Origin of the sequence: Bradyrhizobium prioriisuperbiae, from assembly GCF_032397745.1 — a bacterium.
GTDB classification, from domain to species: domain Bacteria; phylum Pseudomonadota; class Alphaproteobacteria; order Rhizobiales; family Xanthobacteraceae; genus Bradyrhizobium_A; species Bradyrhizobium_A prioriisuperbiae.
The window spans coordinates 7,996,685-8,015,206 of sequence record NZ_CP135921.1; the positions used below are offsets into that span (position 1 = coordinate 7,996,685).

The 18,522-nt window shown below is 60.6% G+C and carries 15 protein-coding genes; 8 read left to right on the forward strand and 7 right to left on the reverse strand.

The annotated features are described in order from the left end of the window. Positions 1-113 precede the first annotated feature (113 nt). From epsC to RS897_RS37125, 7 genes are all read right to left on the reverse strand, one after another. Complete coding sequence (epsC, locus tag RS897_RS37095) at positions 114-1,070, reverse strand: serine O-acetyltransferase EpsC (RefSeq protein WP_315833621.1); 957 nt, start codon at positions 1,068-1,070, stop codon at positions 114-116. A 137-nt stretch (positions 1,071-1,207) separates the two neighbouring features. Continuing rightward, positions 1,208-2,308 carry a tricarballylate utilization 4Fe-4S protein TcuB gene (gene tcuB / locus RS897_RS37100; protein ID WP_315833622.1) on the reverse strand — a complete coding sequence of 367 codons (1,101 nt, stop codon included), beginning with the start codon at positions 2,306-2,308 and terminating at the stop codon, positions 1,208-1,210. Beyond that, positions 2,295-3,686: an FAD-dependent tricarballylate dehydrogenase TcuA gene (tcuA, locus tag RS897_RS37105; protein ID WP_315833623.1), complete on the reverse strand. Its 1,392-nt coding sequence runs from the start codon at positions 3,684-3,686 to the stop codon at positions 2,295-2,297. The genes tcuB and tcuA overlap by 14 nt, the downstream gene beginning before the upstream one ends. 103 nt (positions 3,687-3,789) lie before the next feature. Further along, positions 3,790-4,446: a GntR family transcriptional regulator gene (locus RS897_RS37110; RefSeq protein WP_315833624.1), complete on the reverse strand. Its 657-nt coding sequence runs from the start codon at positions 4,444-4,446 to the stop codon at positions 3,790-3,792. A gap of 60 nt (positions 4,447-4,506) precedes the next feature. After that, positions 4,507-4,899, reverse strand: coding sequence for a hypothetical protein (locus tag RS897_RS37115; protein ID WP_315833625.1), 393 nt, complete (start codon positions 4,897-4,899; stop codon positions 4,507-4,509). A gap of 140 nt (positions 4,900-5,039) precedes the next feature. Then, positions 5,040-6,356, reverse strand: a complete 1,317-nt coding sequence (locus tag RS897_RS37120) for an HlyD family type I secretion periplasmic adaptor subunit (RefSeq protein ID WP_315833626.1) — start codon at positions 6,354-6,356, stop codon at positions 5,040-5,042. After that, entirely contained in the window at positions 6,350-8,173 is a 1,824-nt protein-coding gene (locus RS897_RS37125) for a type I secretion system permease/ATPase (protein WP_315833627.1), read from the reverse strand. Before RS897_RS37125 ends, RS897_RS37120 begins: the two co-directional genes overlap by 7 nt. A gap of 328 nt (positions 8,174-8,501) precedes the next feature. On the opposite strand from RS897_RS37125, the gene RS897_RS37130 reads away from it, so the two are divergent. The 8 genes from RS897_RS37130 (at position 8,502) to RS897_RS37165 (ending at position 18,267) form a co-directional block, all read left to right on the forward strand. Continuing rightward, the gene (locus tag RS897_RS37130; RefSeq protein ID WP_315833628.1) at positions 8,502-9,632 is read left to right on the forward strand and encodes a glycosyltransferase family 4 protein; all 1,131 of its coding nucleotides are present in this window, start codon (positions 8,502-8,504) and stop codon (positions 9,630-9,632) included. A gap of 25 nt (positions 9,633-9,657) precedes the next feature. Continuing rightward, positions 9,658-10,839, forward strand: a complete 1,182-nt coding sequence (locus tag RS897_RS37135) for a glycosyltransferase family 4 protein (protein ID WP_315833629.1) — start codon at positions 9,658-9,660, stop codon at positions 10,837-10,839. Positions 10,840-11,274: 435 nt separating this feature from the next. Then, complete coding sequence (locus RS897_RS37140) at positions 11,275-12,210, forward strand: polysaccharide biosynthesis/export family protein (RefSeq protein ID WP_315833630.1); 936 nt, start codon at positions 11,275-11,277, stop codon at positions 12,208-12,210. 133 nt (positions 12,211-12,343) lie between these two features. Next, positions 12,344-13,681, forward strand: a complete 1,338-nt coding sequence (locus RS897_RS37145; protein WP_315833631.1) for a cellulase family glycosylhydrolase — start codon at positions 12,344-12,346, stop codon at positions 13,679-13,681. 44 nt (positions 13,682-13,725) lie between these two features. Beyond that, complete coding sequence (locus tag RS897_RS37150; RefSeq protein WP_315833632.1) at positions 13,726-14,925, forward strand: glycosyltransferase family 4 protein; 1,200 nt, start codon at positions 13,726-13,728, stop codon at positions 14,923-14,925. Positions 14,926-14,995: 70 nt separating this feature from the next. After that, positions 14,996-16,198 (forward strand): glycosyltransferase family 4 protein, encoded by a 1,203-nt coding sequence (locus tag RS897_RS37155; RefSeq protein ID WP_315833633.1) that lies wholly within the window; start codon positions 14,996-14,998, stop codon positions 16,196-16,198. Positions 16,199-16,202: 4 nt separating this feature from the next. After that, the gene (locus RS897_RS37160) at positions 16,203-17,648 is read left to right on the forward strand and encodes a polysaccharide biosynthesis protein (RefSeq protein ID WP_315833634.1); all 1,446 of its coding nucleotides are present in this window, start codon (positions 16,203-16,205) and stop codon (positions 17,646-17,648) included. 472 nt (positions 17,649-18,120) lie between these two features. After that, positions 18,121-18,267: a hypothetical protein gene (locus RS897_RS37165; protein WP_315833635.1), complete on the forward strand. Its 147-nt coding sequence runs from the start codon at positions 18,121-18,123 to the stop codon at positions 18,265-18,267. Positions 18,268-18,522: the final 255 nt, after the last annotated feature.

Here is an 18,522-nt window from a genome sequence, read left to right on the forward strand (position 1 = left end):
AGAGACGTTCCGTGCGACCGCGCACGTCTTCGATCACAAAGCACCGCGAATAGAGTTTTCCGTCTTCCAGCTGGAATAGAAATTTCCACCACGATATCGTCGATTGATCGGGGTCAGGCCGGATTGACCTTGCTGCGCACGGTCGCCTGGGTGACGACGCTGTTGGGCGGCACGTCCTCCGTCAGCCACACATTGCCGCCGATGGTCGATCCCCGCCCGATCACGATGCGGCCGAGGATGGTGGCGCCTGCGTAAATCACGACATCATCCTCGACAATCGGGTGGCGCGGATTGCCCTTCACCACCCGTCCCGTCTCGTCCGTCGGGAAATGCCGGGCGCCCAGGGTGACGGCCTGATAGATCCGCACGCGCTCGCCGACAATGGCGGTCTCGCCAATGACCACACCCGTTCCATGGTCGACAAAGAAACTGGCCCCGATGGTGGCGCCGGGGTGAATATCGATGCCGGTCCTGGTATGGGCAATCTCCGCTATCAGCCGCGCCAGCAGCCTGGCACCGAGCTGATAGAGCACATGGGCCAGCCGGTGATGGATGATCGCGGTCATGCCGGGATATCCAATCAGGATTTCCGGAAAGTTGGTCGCCGCAGGGTCGCCGACAAACGCGGCGCGCAGGTCACTGACCAACAGCCCGCGGACATCCGGCAGCTTCGAGGCAAAGGTGCGGGTCAGATCGATCGCATCCTGAAACTGCTGATCGGACACGGGCTGCTCGGATACGAACAGCGTTCCACGATGGACCTGTTCGAGCAGCGAATTGAGGGCCACACTCAGGGTGTTGCCGACGAAATAATCGATGTTGTCGGGATCGAGATCGGACTGCCCATAATGGCGGGGAAACAGTGTTTCAGTCAGCCCATTCAGAATGGCTTCAAGGGCGGTCCGGGACGGCGGCCGCCGGAAGGGCCCGTCCTGCCGGATGTTGTGGGTGACGTCGCGGGATCGCCGCAGCTCGGACACGATGGTATCGAGGCGCCATCGCGACGGCGCATTGTCGCCGTAACCATCGGCCGCCTCGGCAAGATCCTTCAGAATGACGCTGGCGTTCATTGTCGTCCCCGATGCCCATGGCGTGAGGCGATCAGGATGTCGCAACCGGCTGCGATATTGAATTCCAAATCTTCCGAACGAGGAGAAAGCGTTTCCTCCTTTGAGGTCCTTGGTAGGATAAAGCCGGCGCGGCGGTCTCAGGGGCCCGCGTGACGCTCCCGCGCATAACGGACAAGGGCGGCAAAACGATAAAGGCCGTGCACAAACTTGCCGTAGGGCATGGTGATGAACAGGCTGAACACGACGCCGAGGTGCAACGCCAGCAACAGCCCCATCGCGGCCGTCTCCCGCAGCAGCAGCAGGGCCAGTCCCGTGGCGCTGGTCAGAAACAGCATGGCCAGGAAGCCGACGTCCATTCCAAGGCGTGTCCGATCGGCCATCATGGGGTCGCGCTTCAGCTTGGCCTGCAGCAGGCCGATGGGACCAACGATGAGCCCCAGGCCGCCGAGCGTCCCCAGCAGCACCGGCAGGTCGTACCAAGGGTACGGCGCCTCCCGGTGCAGCAGGTAGTGGTGGAGCGTCGCAACCGTGGTCGACGCAAAACACAGCAAGAAGCCGTAGAATGTCAGGTGATGAAACAGGCGGCGGCGGTCGTTGGGCCGGTCGTCCTCATTAAAGCATCCGTCCTCGCCGCCATCGAGATAACGCAGGCGGCCGGCGTCTTTCATCGCCTGCCATAGCGGCAACGGCGCCGCGAGAGTTTGCGGCGCCTCGCCGATGTCGCGCCAGAACAAGCGCAATCCCATGGCCATGGCGACCAGCGCGTAAAGCAATGCGGCCGAGAACAGCAGCGCCATCGCGTTGTGGGGCATCAAACGATAGAACGCGCCCGGACCACGATGCGTAGCGAACAGCACCGAACTGTCGTTGGCGGCAGCAAAGCCGAAGATGAAGATCGCCATGCTGAGCGCCGCGGCCACGCTGATGACCAGCCCGTTGCGCGCAAACAGGCCGGAGAAAGCGCGCGGCCATGCATAGGCCGCGTAGGAGTCGTTGCGGGCGACGGCAAGGACCTGAGGAACGTTGACGTTGAACGCGTGCGGCGGTGAAAATTGGCAGTCGACATAACAGGCGCCGCAAGCATGGCAGAGATTGGCGAAATAGTTCAGATCGCCGTCGGAGAACGAACGCCGCATTTCCATCGCCGGAAACACCGCGCACAGTCCCTCGCAATAGCGACAGGAGTTGCAGACGGTCATCAGCCGATCGGCTTCTTCCAGTGTGCTAGTTGCGTGCATGACGCGCCGCCTTCTCTCCCGCGATCCGGCCGAACACGCTGCCGATGGTCATGCCGATGCCGGCGGCATACCCCTGCCCCAGCACATTGCCAGCCATGATCTCGCCGGCCGCGAACATGTTCACCGAGGGACGGCCATCGTTCATCATGATCCGGGCATCTGCATTCACGCGGGTGCCAAGATAAGTGAAGGTGATCCCGGGCCGAACCGGGTAGGCATAGAACGGCGGCTGCTCGACCCGCCGCGCCCAGTGCGTTTTCGGCGGCGTCAGCCCCTCGGTCCGGCAATCGTCCAGAACGGTGTGATCGAAGGTCCCCGGCTGAACCGCGCCATTGAAATCCGCGACGGTCTTGCCGAGCACCGCCGGATCCAGTTGCAGCTTGCCGGCCAGTTCCTCGATCGTGCCGGCGCTGATCGGCGGATAGAGCGAGGGCATGAACAACTGCAGCGATGAGGCGTCGAAAATGATATAGGCGATCTGATCCGGCTGCGCCGCCACCAGCCGGCCCCAGATTGCATAACGCTTCGGCCAGACATCCTCGCCTTCATCGTAAAAACGTTGCGCAAGCTTGTTGACGACGATTCCGAACACCACGCAATCCAGCCGGGTGATGATGCCGCCGTCGAATTTCGGGGCACGGGCATCAATGGCCACCGCATGGCATTGGGTCGGATCACCGATGGTCTCCGCGCCATGCTCCATCAGCAAACGCAGCACCGTTCCACGATTGTAAGGCGTGCCACGGATCAGGAAATTCTCGGCGGGCTCTCCCCAGCCCTGCTTCAGCCATTCGATGTTGGCTTCGAAGCCGCCGGATGCAGCAATCAGCACACCCGCCCGGATAACCTCGCCACCGGCGATTGTCGCCGACAGGAACATACCATCCTCGATCTCAAGCGTGACGACCTCAGCATCGTAACCGACCTCGACACCGAGCGCTTCCGCGGTCCGGTACAGCGCATTGAGCATGGCGCGGCCACCGCCGAGAAAAAACGAGTTGGTGCGCCCGAGGCTGAGCGTGCCGCCCAGTGAGGGCTGGAAACGGACGCCCTGGTCGACGATCCAAGACAGCATCTCCTTGGACTGGCGGATCATCAAACGCGACAACGCCTCGTCGGTCTTGCCGCCGGTGACGCGCATCAGATCGTCCCAGAACTCATCCTCGGTATAAGGACCGGTCAGGGTGCCGGTTGCCGTGTCGTGGGCACAGCGCATGTTGCGGGTATGGCGGGTGTTGCCGCCCCGGTAGAATTTGGGCGCCGCCTCCAGCACCAGAACAGACGCCCCCGCGCGACGCGCGGCGATGGCCGCACACAACGCCGCGTTGCCGCCGCCGATCACCAGAACATCCGGCCTCTGGCCGGGGTCGGGGGTCACGCGCGTCCCCCATATAGAGTGAGCACCGGTGTCTGTTTCATTGTTGTATACAATTGCATGCAATTACTTCAGACGCAAGGACGCTTATCCGATCGGCCACCCCTCAGCTTCGGTCATTCTCGAACATCATCGCCAAACGAATGCGGCCGGCATTGCGAATATGGGTTCGGGCCAATTGCTCCGCCCTGGCCGCGTCCCGGCCGGCAATCGCCTCGACCATCTCGCGATGCTCCCGATGAGCCTCGAGCGCCCGGCCTTCGGTCTGGAAGGTCGTGCCGGGCAACAATGCGAGCGAGTCGGACAGCTGTTCCAGCGCCCGCGCCAGGTAGCGGTTGTGCGCGGCTTCGTGGATCGCCGCATGAAACGCGCGATTGTGCCGGGCCAGGTCGCCGGTCGACAGGCCTTTGCGCTCAAGAATTTCCAGAAGGCTCCTGATATTCGACAGTTCGTCAGCCGACGCCGACTGGGCCGCCAGTGCAGCGGCGCTCCCCTCCAGGTTTTCCCGGAGCGCGTAGAGTTCGCGAACCTGCTGCTTGTCGAGGCGCGTGATCATCACGCCACGCGACGGGGCCAATTCCACAAGGCCTTCCGACGCAAGCCGGCCGATGGCCTCGCGGATCGGCGTCCGGCTGACGTCGAGCCTTTCCGCCAGGTCGATTTCGCGCATGCGATCTCCCGGCTTCAGCTCGCCGCGCGCAATCATGTCCTTGAGACGCCGGTACGTCGAATCCGCACGGGACCAGTTGGGATCGTCAATCATGCCCGATCATACGATGGGACGAGGCCCGCCCGCCACAGGGGCAAAGCCCCACCTGAAAGCCTACTTGGCCGTATCGACCGGCATCTTGAAGTCGGGAAAACGCGACAGCAGCGCGGCTTTCAGAAACTTGAAATGCTTGATGCTCTGGGACAGCTGTTCCAGCCGGCGCTGCCCGTTGGCAATTTCCTTGTCGAACAGATTGTGGTGATGGGTGTCGAGCGGTTCGCGGGTCAAGTATTCGTCGCTGTCGTTGCCCAGTGTGACGGCAGCCCGCGCCAATACATCTTCGATTCGCAAGCTCAGCCCCGACCACTCGGCTTCAGCCGCGGCCACCGCATCGTCGATCGAGCGCGCGATCGACGCGATGCGCGACACGTCGGTCTCGGCATCACGATTGGCCGAGCGCGATTTGAAATAGTTGTTGGCCCGCGCACGCAGAAAAAGCTGAAACATTTTTCGCTCTGCCCCGAAACATCGCCAATATCAGCCGATAGCCCTGCCAACACTTAAAAATGCTTTATTAATGCTAACAATTGGTAAATTTCGATCCCGGCGCAAGTCCGAAGGCACCGGATCTCACAAGATCCGGCTGCTCAATCCCGGAACGAGCTGTGCAAGGCATCCGACAGCGGAGACATCATGTACTCCAGCGCCGTTCGCTCGCCGGTCGCAATCACCACATCGGCCTGCATGCCCGCCACCAGACGGTCCCGATAACGGTCGTCGATGGTCGCTTGTGACAGATTTATGAGGCCGAGAAAATAGGGCTGCTTGGTGATGTCGTCGACCAGCCGATCCCGGGACACCGAGGCGAGCGTTCCTGTCATCATCGGCAGCCGGCGCGAGTGGAAGCCAGGAAACCGGATTTCCGCCGTCTGCCCGACGCGAAGATGTTCGATCGAATTGACGGGGAGCTGGGCGTGAACGACCAGCGTCTCGCGCGTCGGCACGATCTCCATCAGCGACTCGCCGGAGCGAACGACCTGACCCACGGTGAAAACTTTGAGGTTCTGCACCGTGCCGCTCCGAGGCGCCCGGATATCGAGGCGTGACAGCAGATCCCGCGCCACCACCAATTTTTCCCTCGCGGTGTTGATCTTCTGCCGGGCGTCGAGCAGCTGGGCCGATACCTCTTCCTGGAATTTCTGATTGAGCTGGGTGATCTGCAGCCGCGCCTCATTCATGCCATTGGCGGCCTTCGCGGTATCAGCCACCGCCCGCCCGACGATCCCCTCGAGGCGAACCCGTTCCCTTTCCATGGTGAGGACACGTGTAACGGGAATCAGGCCATTCTCTTTCAGGTAACGCAGACCGGACAATTCCTCGTCGATGAAGCCGATCTGCTTCTCGGTGGATGATTTCTCGACGGCAATGCCTTCGGTTTCGGTCTGCAACTGCTGGACCTTGGCCTCGATCAGCGTCACCTGGGCGGAACGCGAACGTTTGCGTTCGTCGAACTGAAGCTTCTGGTCTTCGATGATGCGGGCCAGCACCGGCGAGACGGCCTGCCGCGACAGCAGCTCATCGGGGAATGTAATGCTGTCGCGCCGATCCAGCTCCGCTGCGAGCGACGCCTCGAGTGCCAGCGCGCTGTCGAGCTGGCTGCGAATCGTATCGAGATTCGATCCGGCCTGCAGCGGCGACAATCTCACCACCAGCGCGCCCTCCGTGACCGTCTGTCCTTCCTTGACCAGGATCTCGCTCACCATGCCGCCTTCGAAATGCTGCACGACCTTGCGGCTGTCCTCGATCATGACAATGCCCTGGGCAATCACGCCGCGGTCGAGCGGCGCTACCGCGGCCCAGCCGCCCATCACCCCGAAGGTCAGGACGATCAGCGCATAGCCCGCAACTGTCGCGCGACGTTGTCCCGTGGCCGGCACGATCGCATGAAGGATGCTCTTCAGCATGGCGCGGCCCGTTGATCGAGCGCCGGGCGAACCGGGCGGGGCGCAGTCAGCCGTTTAAGCACCTCCTCGCGGCTGCCAAAGGCCTGGACCACACCGTCATCGAGAACGACGATCTTGTCGGCGGCCGCCAGCACGTTGATCTTGTGGGTGATCAGCACAATGGTGCAACCAAATGATCGATAGCGGCGGATCGCTTCGATCAACGCCTCCTCACCGCTCTGGTCGAGAGAGGCGTTCGGCTCGTCAAGCACGACAAGAGAGGGCCTGCCGAAAAATGCGCGGGCCAGGCCAATGCGCTGGCGTTGACCGCCGGACAGCGCCGCTCCACCCTCGCCGATCGCCGTGTTGTAGCCGTCGGGCAGCAGCTGAACCATATCGTGGCAGCCACAAAGACGTGCAGTCTCGATAATGGAATCGGATTCGACCTGCTGGAAGCGCGCGACGTTCTCCGCGACGGTCCCGGAAAACAGCTCAACGTCCTGCGGCAGGTAGCCGACATACTGCCCGCGCTCCTGCGCATCCCAATGCGCGAAATCGGCTCCGTCAAGCCGCACGTGCCCGGAGAACTGCGGCCAGACCCCGGTGATGACTCTTGCCAGAGTGGATTTACCCGCGGCGCTGGGGCCGACGATTCCCAACACCTCGCCCGGCATCACCTCCAGCGAAACGTTTCGCAGTGTCGCACGGGATTGCTCGGGCGGCCCTGCGAAGACGGTGTCGAGTTTCAGGTGGCCCAGCGGTCGCGGCAGCTTGACCTGCTGCTTCGGCTCGCCGGCAACGGCAAACAGCTTGGCGAGCCTTGCCCAGCTGTTGCGCGCGTTGGTCATGCCTTTCCAGTTTCCGACCACACCCTCGACCGGGGCCAGCGCACGCCCGACGAAGATGGATGCCGCAATGATCATACCGGCGGAGATCTGATTGTGGATCGCGAGATAAGCGCCGAGTCCCAGGATCATGGTCTGGAGGAACATGCGCACGAATTTCGATGCCGCTGAGATCAATCCGGAGCGGGCCCCCGCCGCCGCCTGCAGGTCGAGCGCCTCGCCATGCTGCTCGAGCCACGCCTTGCGCAGGACGCCGAGCATCCCCATCGCCTGAATCACCTCCCCATTGCGAAGCGCGGAAACGGCGCGCTGGGTGGCGCCGATAGAAGCGCGTGATGCGAGGCCGAGGCGTTTGGTGGTCGCGAATTCACTCGCCAACGTCAGCGCGAGGATGACGACGGCACCACCGATCGCGATGGCGCCGAACCATGGATGAAGAATGAAGCAGGCTGTTATAAAAATCGGCATCCACAACAGATCGCACAGCGCAATCAATCCGGGACCGGCGACGAACTCTCTGACAGCATCGAGATCGCGCAGTGACTGGCCCTGTGCAAGACGCGGAAAGTGCAAGCCGGCGGAATGCGTTGCATCGAACACGGCGCCGGCGAGCTTGCCGTCGACGGCGACGCTTGCGTGAACCATGATACGGGCCCGCAGCATTTCCAGCAGGGCATTGATGATCAAAAGATAGCCGACCAGCAGCGTGATACCGAGCAAGGTCGTCTCATTACGACTGCCGATCACGCGGTCGTAGATCTGCAGCATGTAAAGCGGACTGGTGAAGGCCAGGAGATTGATGAAGAAGCTGAAGACCACCGTGGTGGCCAATGCCGAAAAGCACGGCTGCAGGCTTGAGCGGAGAACAGCGCTGATTTTTGCTGGACCGAAAACACTCATTGCCACAATCCTGCACTCAAGGAACTCGGTCCACCTTCCCGATAAGATGAGAATGTGTGTTTTATGCGATCCCGTCGCGCCGGCGAACAGCATCGCGGCACGGGTGTCTACATCACACCAAACTCGTTTCCCAAATTTGGCCGCGATGCGTCGAATTCGAACGACACGATCGTTCGCGCGCACTTGTATTTAATGGGGCCTTAATTTCGACGAGCCCTGCGTTCAAACAACAACGTCGCACGTCGTCGACGTCGCGAATCGTTCAGTTGTCCACAACGCACCCGGCAAACGAGATGGCACGATCCTTGTCTTACTGGTTTCATGCAATCCGGGATATTCCCGAGGCGCGTCCACGTGCAACGGATCGATCCAATCTGCCTGCGAATAAGGCAACATCTCACAACAATTGAAGAAGATTGCCTTGAAGATTTTCATCAACGGCCGATTTCTTTCGCAATCCCTGACCGGCGTGCAGCGTTACGCCGCCGAAATGGTCAGGGCGATGGATCGGCTGCTGATTTCAAGCGAAGCGCCCCGCGCGCTGGTAGACGCCGAATGGCAACTTCTGCTGCCGCCCGATGCGAACGTCACGATTGACCTCAAACGGATCGAGAGCGTGAAAATTGGTCGACGGTCCGGACATGCCTGGGATCAGATCGATCTTGCACAGCACGCTCGCAACGGCCACCTGATCAGCCTGGCCAATTCCGGACCGGTGTTTCATCCCAGACATCTGGTTGTCATTCACGACGCCCAGGTTTTCCAGCGACCGGAGTTCTTCAGCTGGACATATCTGACAGCACATCGCAGCCTCGGTTATCTGCTGGCACGGACCGCCACAATTGCGACAGTCTCCGACTTCTCGCGGCATGAGCTCGCGTCCGTGCTGCGGCTTACCCCGACCTCGATTCCGGTTTTTTCCAACAGCGCCGAACATTTTGCTGCGACGGTTCCGGATCTCAGCGTGATCGAGCGGTTGAAGCTCAGGCCGTACAATTTTTTTCTCTCTGTCGGCTCGATGACGCGAAACAAAAATATCGCGCTGGCCGTGCAAGCCGCCAAGCAGCTCAACCGACCCGATATGCCACTGGTTGTTGTCGGCGGCGGCAACAACAAAGTATTTCAGGGCGAATCGACCTCAGCGGATGACAGCGTCATCATGGCCGGCCGCCTCACTGACGAGGAAATCGCAGCGCTCTACAGCCGTGCGGCGGCATTCGTATTTCCCAGTCTTTACGAGGGTTTCGGTGTCCCTCCACTGGAGGCCATGACATTCGGATGCCCCGTCATCGCCACAACCGCGGACGCCGTTCGCGAGACCTGCGGCGACGCGGCCAGCTATTTCGACCCACATAATGCCGATGCACTGCGTCAGCGCATGATGGAACGAATCGTGGCGGGACGAATTTCCGACGACGAACGGCGACGACAGCAGGCACGACTGACGACTTTTTCGTGGCGCAGGTCCGCCAGCGCAATGCTGCAATTCCTTGACAAAAAAACAGACAGGGCAGGAACAACCATCGAGGTGGAGGATCACAACTCGGCCTAATTTGTACTTCAGAGGCGACAGCACCATGCTGCACGAACGAATAACGATCCCAAAAAACGTGTCGACGCCGAGCAGCGAGGCTGCGGCGTTGAAGGTGCTACACGTCGCCGAGACCGTGCGCGGTGGAATTGCGACCTACCTCAACGAGCTGCATCCTCATCAGCGTATGGCCTTCGGGCGCGGCAATGTGCACTACGTTATTCCGTCCGATCACCGAAAAGACCTCAACGGTGTCGAGGACGACGAGATCTCGACATTCAGGCGACAGGATAGAAGCGTTCTAGGCCTGTTTCGAATGGCCGTCACAACACTGCAACAAATTCGCCGAATCCAGCCTGATATTGTCCACATCCATTCAACTTTCGCAGGTCTCGTGTTGCGGCCTCTGCTGCTGCTGAAGCGCAACAGGCCGCGTGTGGTCTATTGTCCCCACGGTTGGGCGTTCTCGCGCGAAACGTCCCAACTCAGTCATCAGACTACGAAACTGGTGGAGCGACTGCTCGCGAACACGAGCGACCAGATCATCTGCATTTCCAGCGACGAGCTACGGGAGGCCCTCCGCGCCGGCATCTCCATCGAGCGACTGGTGATGGTGAACAACGGCATTTCGTCCAGCCGCCCGCCGCTCGACAGCACCGCGACCGCCTGGACGACTCCCAAAACCAAGGTTCTTTTTATCGGCCGTCTTGACCGACAGAAGGGCTACGATCTCCTGGTGGACAGTGCACGAAAGCTGGCCGACGTCGTCGATGTCCGCATCATCGGGTCATCGGTGGTCGGAAAGCACGAGAAGCTCGATGTCCCTGCCAACGTTTCCTTGCTGGGCTGGATGAATCGTGGCGAGATCGAGGCGCAACTCGAGAAGGCCGACCTCGTTGTCATTCCCTCGCGCTGGGAAGCATTTGGACTCGTGGCGGTCGAAGCCATGCGCGCAGCCAAACCCATCGTCGCCTTCCGCATCGGCGCCCTGCCGGAGATCGTGGAAGACGGCGTGACCGGCGTGTTGTGCGGACCGGTGTCGGCTGCGGAGCTGACAACAGCGCTTCAGCGAGCCGCCACACTCGATCTGCCTGCAATGGGTCGTCGAGGCCGTGATCGTTTCAGACAGATGTACGACATCGAGAAGACGCATCGCGCGTTGAACAGAGTTTATCTGGGGCTTGGCCATCATCATCAAACGGAGGCTGAGCGCCAGGTGGCGGTGTAGTGAAATTACCAAGTCATTTTAGTGGCATAGGGGAACTTTGCGTTGCAATAAGGTCACAGCATGTTTGTTCCGACAATCACAGGAGCAATCGAACGTGACTCGATCCAATCCGCGTTGGTACGGTTGCGATGCAAGAGGGGGAGAGTTGAGTTGAGTGGGCGCGTGTATTTGGAAAAAACCTCTCGCTATCGTGCGGCATTGCGCCTCGCGGTTGTTGCAACATCCGCATCGCTAGCTGGGTGCGCGGGCCTAACTCCGCAAGATGCTCCGAATGCGGTTTCGATCAATTCAAATGCAGCACTGTTGACGCCGCAAACAGCGCGACTGCCCTATGCACTCGTTCCGATCAATCCAGATGTGCTTCGTGCCTCAAATTCGATCACGGAGACTCCGGCTGAATCGTTCGCAAAGCTCCCCGGTGGAAACTATCGCGACGTGACGATCGGGGTCGGCGACATCATTGCGGTGACGGTGTTCGAGGCACAGGCCGGCGGACTGTTCATTCCACGCGAAGCCGGTGTTCGCGCCGGCAACTTCGTCGATATTCCCCGCCAGCAGGTGGACCAGTCCGGCAATATCGTCATGCCTTATGCCGGCACCGTCAAGGTCGCCGGCCTGACCACGCGCGCGGTCTCCAGCATCATCCGCGACAAGATCAAGGATCGCGCCGTCGATCCGCAGGCCGTGGTTTCGGTGGTCGAGCAGCGTGGCAACCAGGTTGCCGTGCTCGGTGAGACCAATTCGCCGCTGCGTTTTCCGATCGATCCCGGTGGCATCCGCCTGATGAGCGCGATCGCTCGCGCCGGTGGTCCGAAATATCCGGCTTATGAGACGAACGTCAATCTCAAGCGTAACGGTCGGACTTATGTTCAATCGATGAGCAGTGTCGTGCGTCGGCCGAACGAAGACGTGCTGCTCTCACCCGGCGATGTCGTCTATCTGTCACGTGAACCGCGCGTCTACATGGTGTTCGGCTCCACCCCCTCGCCCGGCTCGGTCGGCGGTATCAACAATCGCCGCTTCACCTTCGAAAACGACAGCATGACTCTGGCCGAGGCCCTGGCGAAATCCGGCGGACTGGATGGTGCCCGCGCCGACTCCAGATCGCTTTATGTGATGCGATTTGAACCAAAGCCCCTGCTGGAAAACGCCGGGGTCAACGTGTCCCAGTTCCCCACGGCTGCAGCGCCGACGGCCTATGCGTTCGACCTGAGCAAGCCGGACGGTCTGTTTTATGCGGATTCCTTCAAGATGCGCGATCATGACGTGATCGTGGTTGCGGAATCGCCGTCGACGGAATTCATCAAGCTGATGAATCCGATAAATGCGGCGACGACCAACGTCTACAATATCAGCCAGGCGACGCGCTGATTTTCCGCGAGCACGTAACGTAGGCAGGGTGCCTGTTATTTGTCACCCTGCGAACGGAACACAGCCAAAATTCGAACACCTCGATCGCTTATTCGCAGCTTGAAATCAACACGGCTGCCGGAATGAGACACACATGATCGGACGCGATCACGCGACGTGGTTTGGAAAAATATTGCTGGCTGCAGTCGTCGCGTCTGGCTTCGCTACCCAGGGTGTCCACGCTCAAGGGGCTCAACCGCTGGAGTCCCGCCTGATGCTCGGCGTCGGCACACATCAAGGCATGGGCGGCCCCACCAGCAAACGTGGCTATGTGCCGGCCACCAATATCGATCAAATTCGAGAACTCGGCGCGACCTCGTTTCGTGACGATTTCTCCTGGTCGGATTTCGAACAGCCAGGCCGACGCATGGGCTTCGCGGCCCCCCTGAGCCGGCTCGAAACGCAGATCAAGTCCGACGTGGCCAAGCCGGTTCTGATTTTTGGGGCCGGCCATCACCTGGTCCCAAACTCCAATCCACCGACAACGGACGAGGCGCGTCAACGCTTCGTCGACTATGCTGTCGCGGCCGCGCTGTCGGTCTCCCATCGCGGGCCGATCTTCGAGCTCTGGAATGAGTGGAATATCGCGGCCAGGAAAAACCCCGACTTCAACGCCGAAAATTATCTGGCTTTGGCGCAAGCCACCTACCCCGCCGTCAAACGCGTGATGCCGAATGCCCCATTCATCGTGGGAGCGATTGGCGATGATCCGGACTGGCGCTGGACCGAGAGCCTATTGAACGGCGGGGTCCTGAAGTACGCGGACGGCATCTCGATCCATCTCTATAACCACTGCGCACGCCCACAACGGCGCACGGCGGCCGAGATTGTCGAACGCCTCACGGCATTTCGTCATCTCGCTGCCAAGGCCAGCGGCAACCCGAATTTTCCGATCTATCTGACCGAGACAGGCTGGCCCACCTCGACTGGTAAATGCGGCGTCAATGAGCAGGCTGAGGCGGACAATATGGCCCAGCTGATCCTCTGGAGCTCGACCGCGGCGTCCTGGTTGAAGGGCATTTGGCTCTACGAACTCAAGGACAGCGGGACCAATTCAGGGGAACTCGAAGATAACTTCGGCCTCTACCATTTCGACAATTCGCCGAAGCCTGCGGTTTGCGCGGTACGCGATAGTTGGGCATTCATCCGCTCGAGTGTTCATGCGGAGATGGCGAAACTATCTGATGGTGTTACGATCATCAAAAGCGCTTCGACCTCCGGCCCGCAAGTCGCCGTATGGTCTGAGGACGCAACCAAGCGTTATGAAATTCGCTTGAAGGGAGGCACGCCCAAGGTCGACTTCGACACTCCGTGCAACCGGTCGCCCAAGCCAGCGTCCGGAGCGTGGATGACCGTTTCGAGCACCCCATTGCTGCTGACCAGCACTGATGGATCCGTCATTCCCGATTTCGAGATTCGATCGGCGAAATAGGTTCGGGTCCCAATGCTGCCAGCATTTGAAATGCGAGGCGACCGTTGAAAATACTGTTCGTCAATACTCTCTACCCTCCCGAGATCGTCGGGGGAGCCGAAGTGTCCGTATCGCTGCTCGCGGAGGCGCTGGTTCGCAGCGGCCATGAGGTCGCGACCGTGTGCCTGCACAAGGGCACCGATGCCATCATCAGCGAGGAAAAGGGCGTTCGCGTCTACCGGCTGCCGATCGACAACATCTATTGGCCATTTGGCCACAACCGCAAGGTATCGGCGCTGCAGCGGCTGAGCTGGCATCTTCGTGACACCTGGAACCGCAAGGCCGGCCGTCGTTTCGGTGCGATACTCGACGTCGAGAAGCCGGATGTGGTGCACACCAACAACCTGACCGGGTTTTCAGTCTCGGTATGGTCGGAGGCGCGGCGGCGCGGCATCCGGGTGGTGCACACCCTGCGCGACTACTCGCTGATCTGTAAACGCTCCACGCTGTTCAAGAACGGCGAGACCTGCTGGAAACGATGTGCTGCTTGCGCGACGATGACTGCGCCTCACATCTATACCTCCCACATGGTCGACGCGGTCGCGTCCAACAGCCAGTTTGTTCTCGACCAGCACCAGAGGCTCGGATACTTCGCCAACATCCCCGACAAGGTCATCTACAATATCGCCGACACCACCAGCCTGGCGGCACCGATGCCGACCGCGGACAGCGACCTGGTTTTCGGCTTTATCGGCCGCGTGGAGTCCGAGAAAGGCATCGACGTCGTCCTCAAGGCCACCGAGCTGCTTCCCGATCACGGCTGGCGCCTCAAAATCGCCGGCAAGGGCGTCGAGGCTTACGTTCACGACCTGAAGACCACCTATACAAGCGAGCGGATCGAATGGCTGGGGTTTGCCAAGTCGCGCGACTTCTACGCTGGCGTCGACGTCTGCCTGATCAGCTCCGTATGGCCGGAGCCCCTGCCCCGCACATTGATCGAAAGCATCAGCGCCGGCCGAGCCACTATTTGTTCGACCGCCGGCGGAATTCCGGAAATTTCGGATCTGTCGTCGCTGATCGGTTCTTATGAACCGCGCGATCATCACAAACTGGCGGAGCTCATGAACAAGGCGATCGCCGATTCCTCCCGCTGGAAAAAGGCGCAGCCGCTGCAGCCGGACTTTACCGACAAGTTTTCACCTGCCGCCATCGTCGGCGGATACCTGGAGCTTTATGCCGGCCGGGAAAAGGCCGCGGCAAAGTGATCGCCCATCAAGCGAGGTCGTGAATTTTCAACAAGGGGATATTTGACTTGATCCGAGAGAGACCCTCCCGATGCGAGTCCTGATTATCAGCTCGATCTATCCGACGCCGGACGCGCCGAGAATTGTCGGTGGGGCGGAGATCTTCGCACGTCGATTCGCAGAGTCCCTGCTGGAGCGAGGCGACAACGTCGAAGTGATCCGCGCGGCCCCTGCCCCCGGCCAGCAGACCGAAACCAGCGACGGCATACAGGTGCATTCGGCACCGGTCCATAACATCTACCTGCCATTCACCCAGCAGCGCAGCGCGCCAATGCGCGGTGTCTGGCATGCGGTGGAAGATTGGCAGCAGACCGCGTCCCTGGTGTCCGAACGCATCCGGGCGTTCAAGCCCGACGTCATGCATTCCAACAATTTGTCGGGGCTGACCACCGCGGTCTGGAAGGCCGCCTCCGATCTCGACGTTCCCATCGTTCACACCCTGCATGACTATTATCTGACCTGCCCGCGCTGCTCGCGGTTTGCCGGCGGGCGGGCCTGCGTGCAAACCTGCGTGGGCTGCAAGATCCTGACGGTCAACCGGCGCAGGGCCGCCAGTCGGATCAACGCCGTCGTCGGCGTCAGTCAGCGCATTCTTGATATTCATACTGATCTCGGCCTTTTCCTCGACACGCCGCTACGCACGGTCATTCGCAATGCGCCCACCATTGCACCGATGTTCCCGGACACCGAACGCTCCGACCGCACCCTCACGCTCGGCTTTATCGGGCGGCTGGTGGAAGAGAAAGGCATCTACAATCTGATCAAGGCCATAGCAGCGGTGCCCAGCGGCGCCGTGCGGCTCCTGATCGCGGGGCGTGCAAGCGAGGACGAACAGCAGCGCATTCGCACTATGGCGCCGGCCGCACGTATCGAATTCCTGGGATTTGTCGCACCCGCCGAGTTCTACAAGCAGGTGGACGTCGTTGTCGTGCCGTCAATCTGGGAAGAGCCGGGTCCAATCGTCGTGGCTGATGCGCAGGCGGCAGGCAAACCGTTTCTTGGCACGAGCTTCGGAGGAATCCCCGAGGCCATCAAGAACGGCGCCGCCGGATGGCTCACCGGATCGGACCCGGACTCGCTGGCCAAAAGCATCCTGCAGATCGTCGCGGACCCGCAGCGGGTGAAAGACATGGCGCGGGAAAAGACCAGCAAATGGACTTTCTCCAAAGTCGTCGCCAGCTATCGCACGGTGTTCGAGGACGTTACGCAGGTCCGCCAGGCGGCCTCGTCGTGACGGCATGATCCGCTTCCTGGCGCTCGGCAGCTACGTCTATCAGAGCGCGACGGCGATCGCGCTGATTTTCGCGATCAGTCATATCCTGCCCCCAGAAGGCTATACCGCATTCTCGCTGGCCCTCGCCTCGAGCCAGCTGCTTTGTGTGCTGATGTTCGAATGGCTGCAACTGGCGGGCGTTCGTTTCCTGTCACCCGCGCGCGGGGACGACGTGACCCGAATACGCTCGTCACTGTTCACTGCGGCCTCGCTCAGCACCATTGCACTGCTCCTGGTCGGCGGCACCGTCGCGCATTTCGGGAAGCTGCCGATCCCGGTGATTGCGCTCGGCCTCGCACTCGCGGTGCTGCAGGGCTGGACAGACCTGCATTTGATGGTGATCCGCGTGTCCGGCCGCCTTGGCACGGCGGCCCTTCTGCTTGCCATCCGTGCAAGCCTGCTGCTGATCGGCGCAAGCGCCGGAGCGCTGCTCTACCGGAATGCCGAGGCCACGCTTGCCGGGCTTCTCACTGGTTACGGATTTGGCTTTCTGCTCAGTTCGCTGAGCGACCGCGCGCTTCTGCAATGGAAGCTGCGCCGAACAACACGCGTCGATCTCATCGACTTCTGCCGCTATGGCATGCTGGCGGCAGCCGCTTCGGTCATCCATCTGTCCGTGCCAGTGGCACTCCGCTTTATCGTGGTCGGTCGCCTCAATGGCAGCAGCTTCGGTCCTGCAGCCAGTGCCGGCTTTTCACTGGCGCTCGATCTGCTGCAGCGGCCATTCACGGTGCTGGTATCGGCCATCCATACGGTGAACTACCCCGACGTGGTGGTGAAGTTCGATCACGGCAGCAGCCAGGATGCAAAGCAGGCAACCGCGCGATTGTTCGAGTTCATCATCTGCTCCACCGCAATCATGCTGGGTGGACTGATCGGATTCATGCCTGATGCCGGACGCATTTTCGTTCCCGGCGACATTCTGACCAGTTTTCTGGCCGCTGCGCCGGCCGCGGCCGCATTCTATTTTCTGCATCTTCAGTTGCAGAGTACGGTGGCCATCATTCCGCATCTGCGCAAGGTCGCGCTGCGGCTGGTGATCATCGCCGCACTTCAACTGCTCGCCGTCTCGGCCATCTCGGCATTCGCCATCGCCGCGGGAGCGTCACCTCCAGGCGTCATCGCCGGAGCTGCGCTTGCGACTGCAGTCATTGTGCTGCTTGCAAGCGGGCCGACAATCCGGTTTGGCGCCTTCCCGCGGATCAGTCTGGTTGCGACAACAGTGATCGGCGCTTTGCTGATCGGATCACTCTGCGCCATACCGTCGGAGCCGTGGATCTGGCTGATCGGCAAAATTGCCGTCGCCGCGGCGATTGTGGTGCTGATCGCCTGGCAGGGTGATTTCCTGATGGTGTCGCGACGCGCGAGCCATCGTGAAGGCACTCATCTTGACGTTGCAGGTTTGTCCTGAAACGCGTCGCCGCGCGCGATCCTGCTATCGAGGTTCAGGCTGAATGATGCCGGTCGTTCAACCAGAAGCCGAAGAACAGAATTTTGGACAGCCTTACTGACCGTCCATCCCGAGGTTCGCCGGAGGCGCTAGCGACAGCGTTGTTCGGCGATTTGCGGGTCGGCCTGAAGTACATGCCCAAAGCAAAAACGGCGTTAAAAATGAACCAGGCTGCCAACGCATAAAGAAATGTAGCCAAAATGAAGCCTCCCGAAGGCACTTTTGGAGTCTTTATAGCCATACTGTGGGGGAATCATCGTTAATTCGACATTGCACTGCAGCACAGATCGCCTCGCCACCCGCCCGCCAAATCGCCGAAATCCTGACCCGGCAAGGAGGTAGGGTGTTAAGCACACCTTGTGATCGGCAGCTCTAACTCCTTACAAAGACGGCTATTCCCGGCTATTGTCCGGCCCATAAGGGAGGTCCCGAAATGGGTGTTTTGCCGATGGTACTTGCATTTGCAGCAGGATTTCTGACCTGCGCCGGCTTGGTGATTGCGACTATTTACTGGTCCTTTGCTGACGAACGCGTCCGCGATACCGCGATCGACGAACGGCGAAATCAGCGAACGGCTTGAACAACCGGTTCCGGGCTGGAACACGATCCCGGAGCCCAACCGCGACAGACACATATATAAAGTGTCGGTGTATAGAGTGTCGGCGTAGATCTTCGCCGGCCCCGCGCAGCCCAGGTGCCGATTAAACCAATGCTCTCGCACCATTGCTTTCGTGCACGGCGATGAGCAACACAAGCGCCCACCAATCCGCCAATCTATTACATTAAGACGTCGAGCACATTGAGACGTCGAGCCCGATCGTTAGCTCGCAAGCCT

Bases quoted from the DNA above. Each gene is read 5' to 3' on its own strand.
- RS897_RS37165 (WP_315833635.1), top strand. From the start codon at position 18,121: ATGGGTGTTTTGCCGATGGTACTTGCATTTGCAGCAGGATTTCTGACC.
- RS897_RS37155 (WP_315833633.1), top strand. From the start codon at position 14,996: ATGCGAGTCCTGATTATCAGCTCGATCTATCCGACGCCGGACGCGCCG.
- tcuB (WP_315833622.1), bottom strand. From the start codon at position 2,308: ATGCACGCAACTAGCACACTGGAAGAAGCCGATCGGCTGATGACCGTC.
- RS897_RS37135 (WP_315833629.1), top strand. From the start codon at position 9,658: ATGCTGCACGAACGAATAACGATCCCAAAAAACGTGTCGACGCCGAGC.
- RS897_RS37110 (WP_315833624.1), bottom strand. From the start codon at position 4,446: ATGATTGACGATCCCAACTGGTCCCGTGCGGATTCGACGTACCGGCGT.
- RS897_RS37125 (WP_315833627.1), bottom strand. From the start codon at position 8,173: ATGCTGTTCGCCGGCGCGACGGGATCGCATAAAACACACATTCTCATC.
- RS897_RS37115 (WP_315833625.1), bottom strand. From the start codon at position 4,899: ATGTTTCAGCTTTTTCTGCGTGCGCGGGCCAACAACTATTTCAAATCG.
- RS897_RS37145 (WP_315833631.1), top strand. From the start codon at position 12,344: ATGATCGGACGCGATCACGCGACGTGGTTTGGAAAAATATTGCTGGCT.
- epsC (WP_315833621.1), bottom strand. From the start codon at position 1,070: ATGAACGCCAGCGTCATTCTGAAGGATCTTGCCGAGGCGGCCGATGGT.
- RS897_RS37160 (WP_315833634.1), top strand. From the start codon at position 16,203: ATGATCCGCTTCCTGGCGCTCGGCAGCTACGTCTATCAGAGCGCGACG.
- RS897_RS37120 (WP_315833626.1), bottom strand. From the start codon at position 6,356: ATGCTGAAGAGCATCCTTCATGCGATCGTGCCGGCCACGGGACAACGT.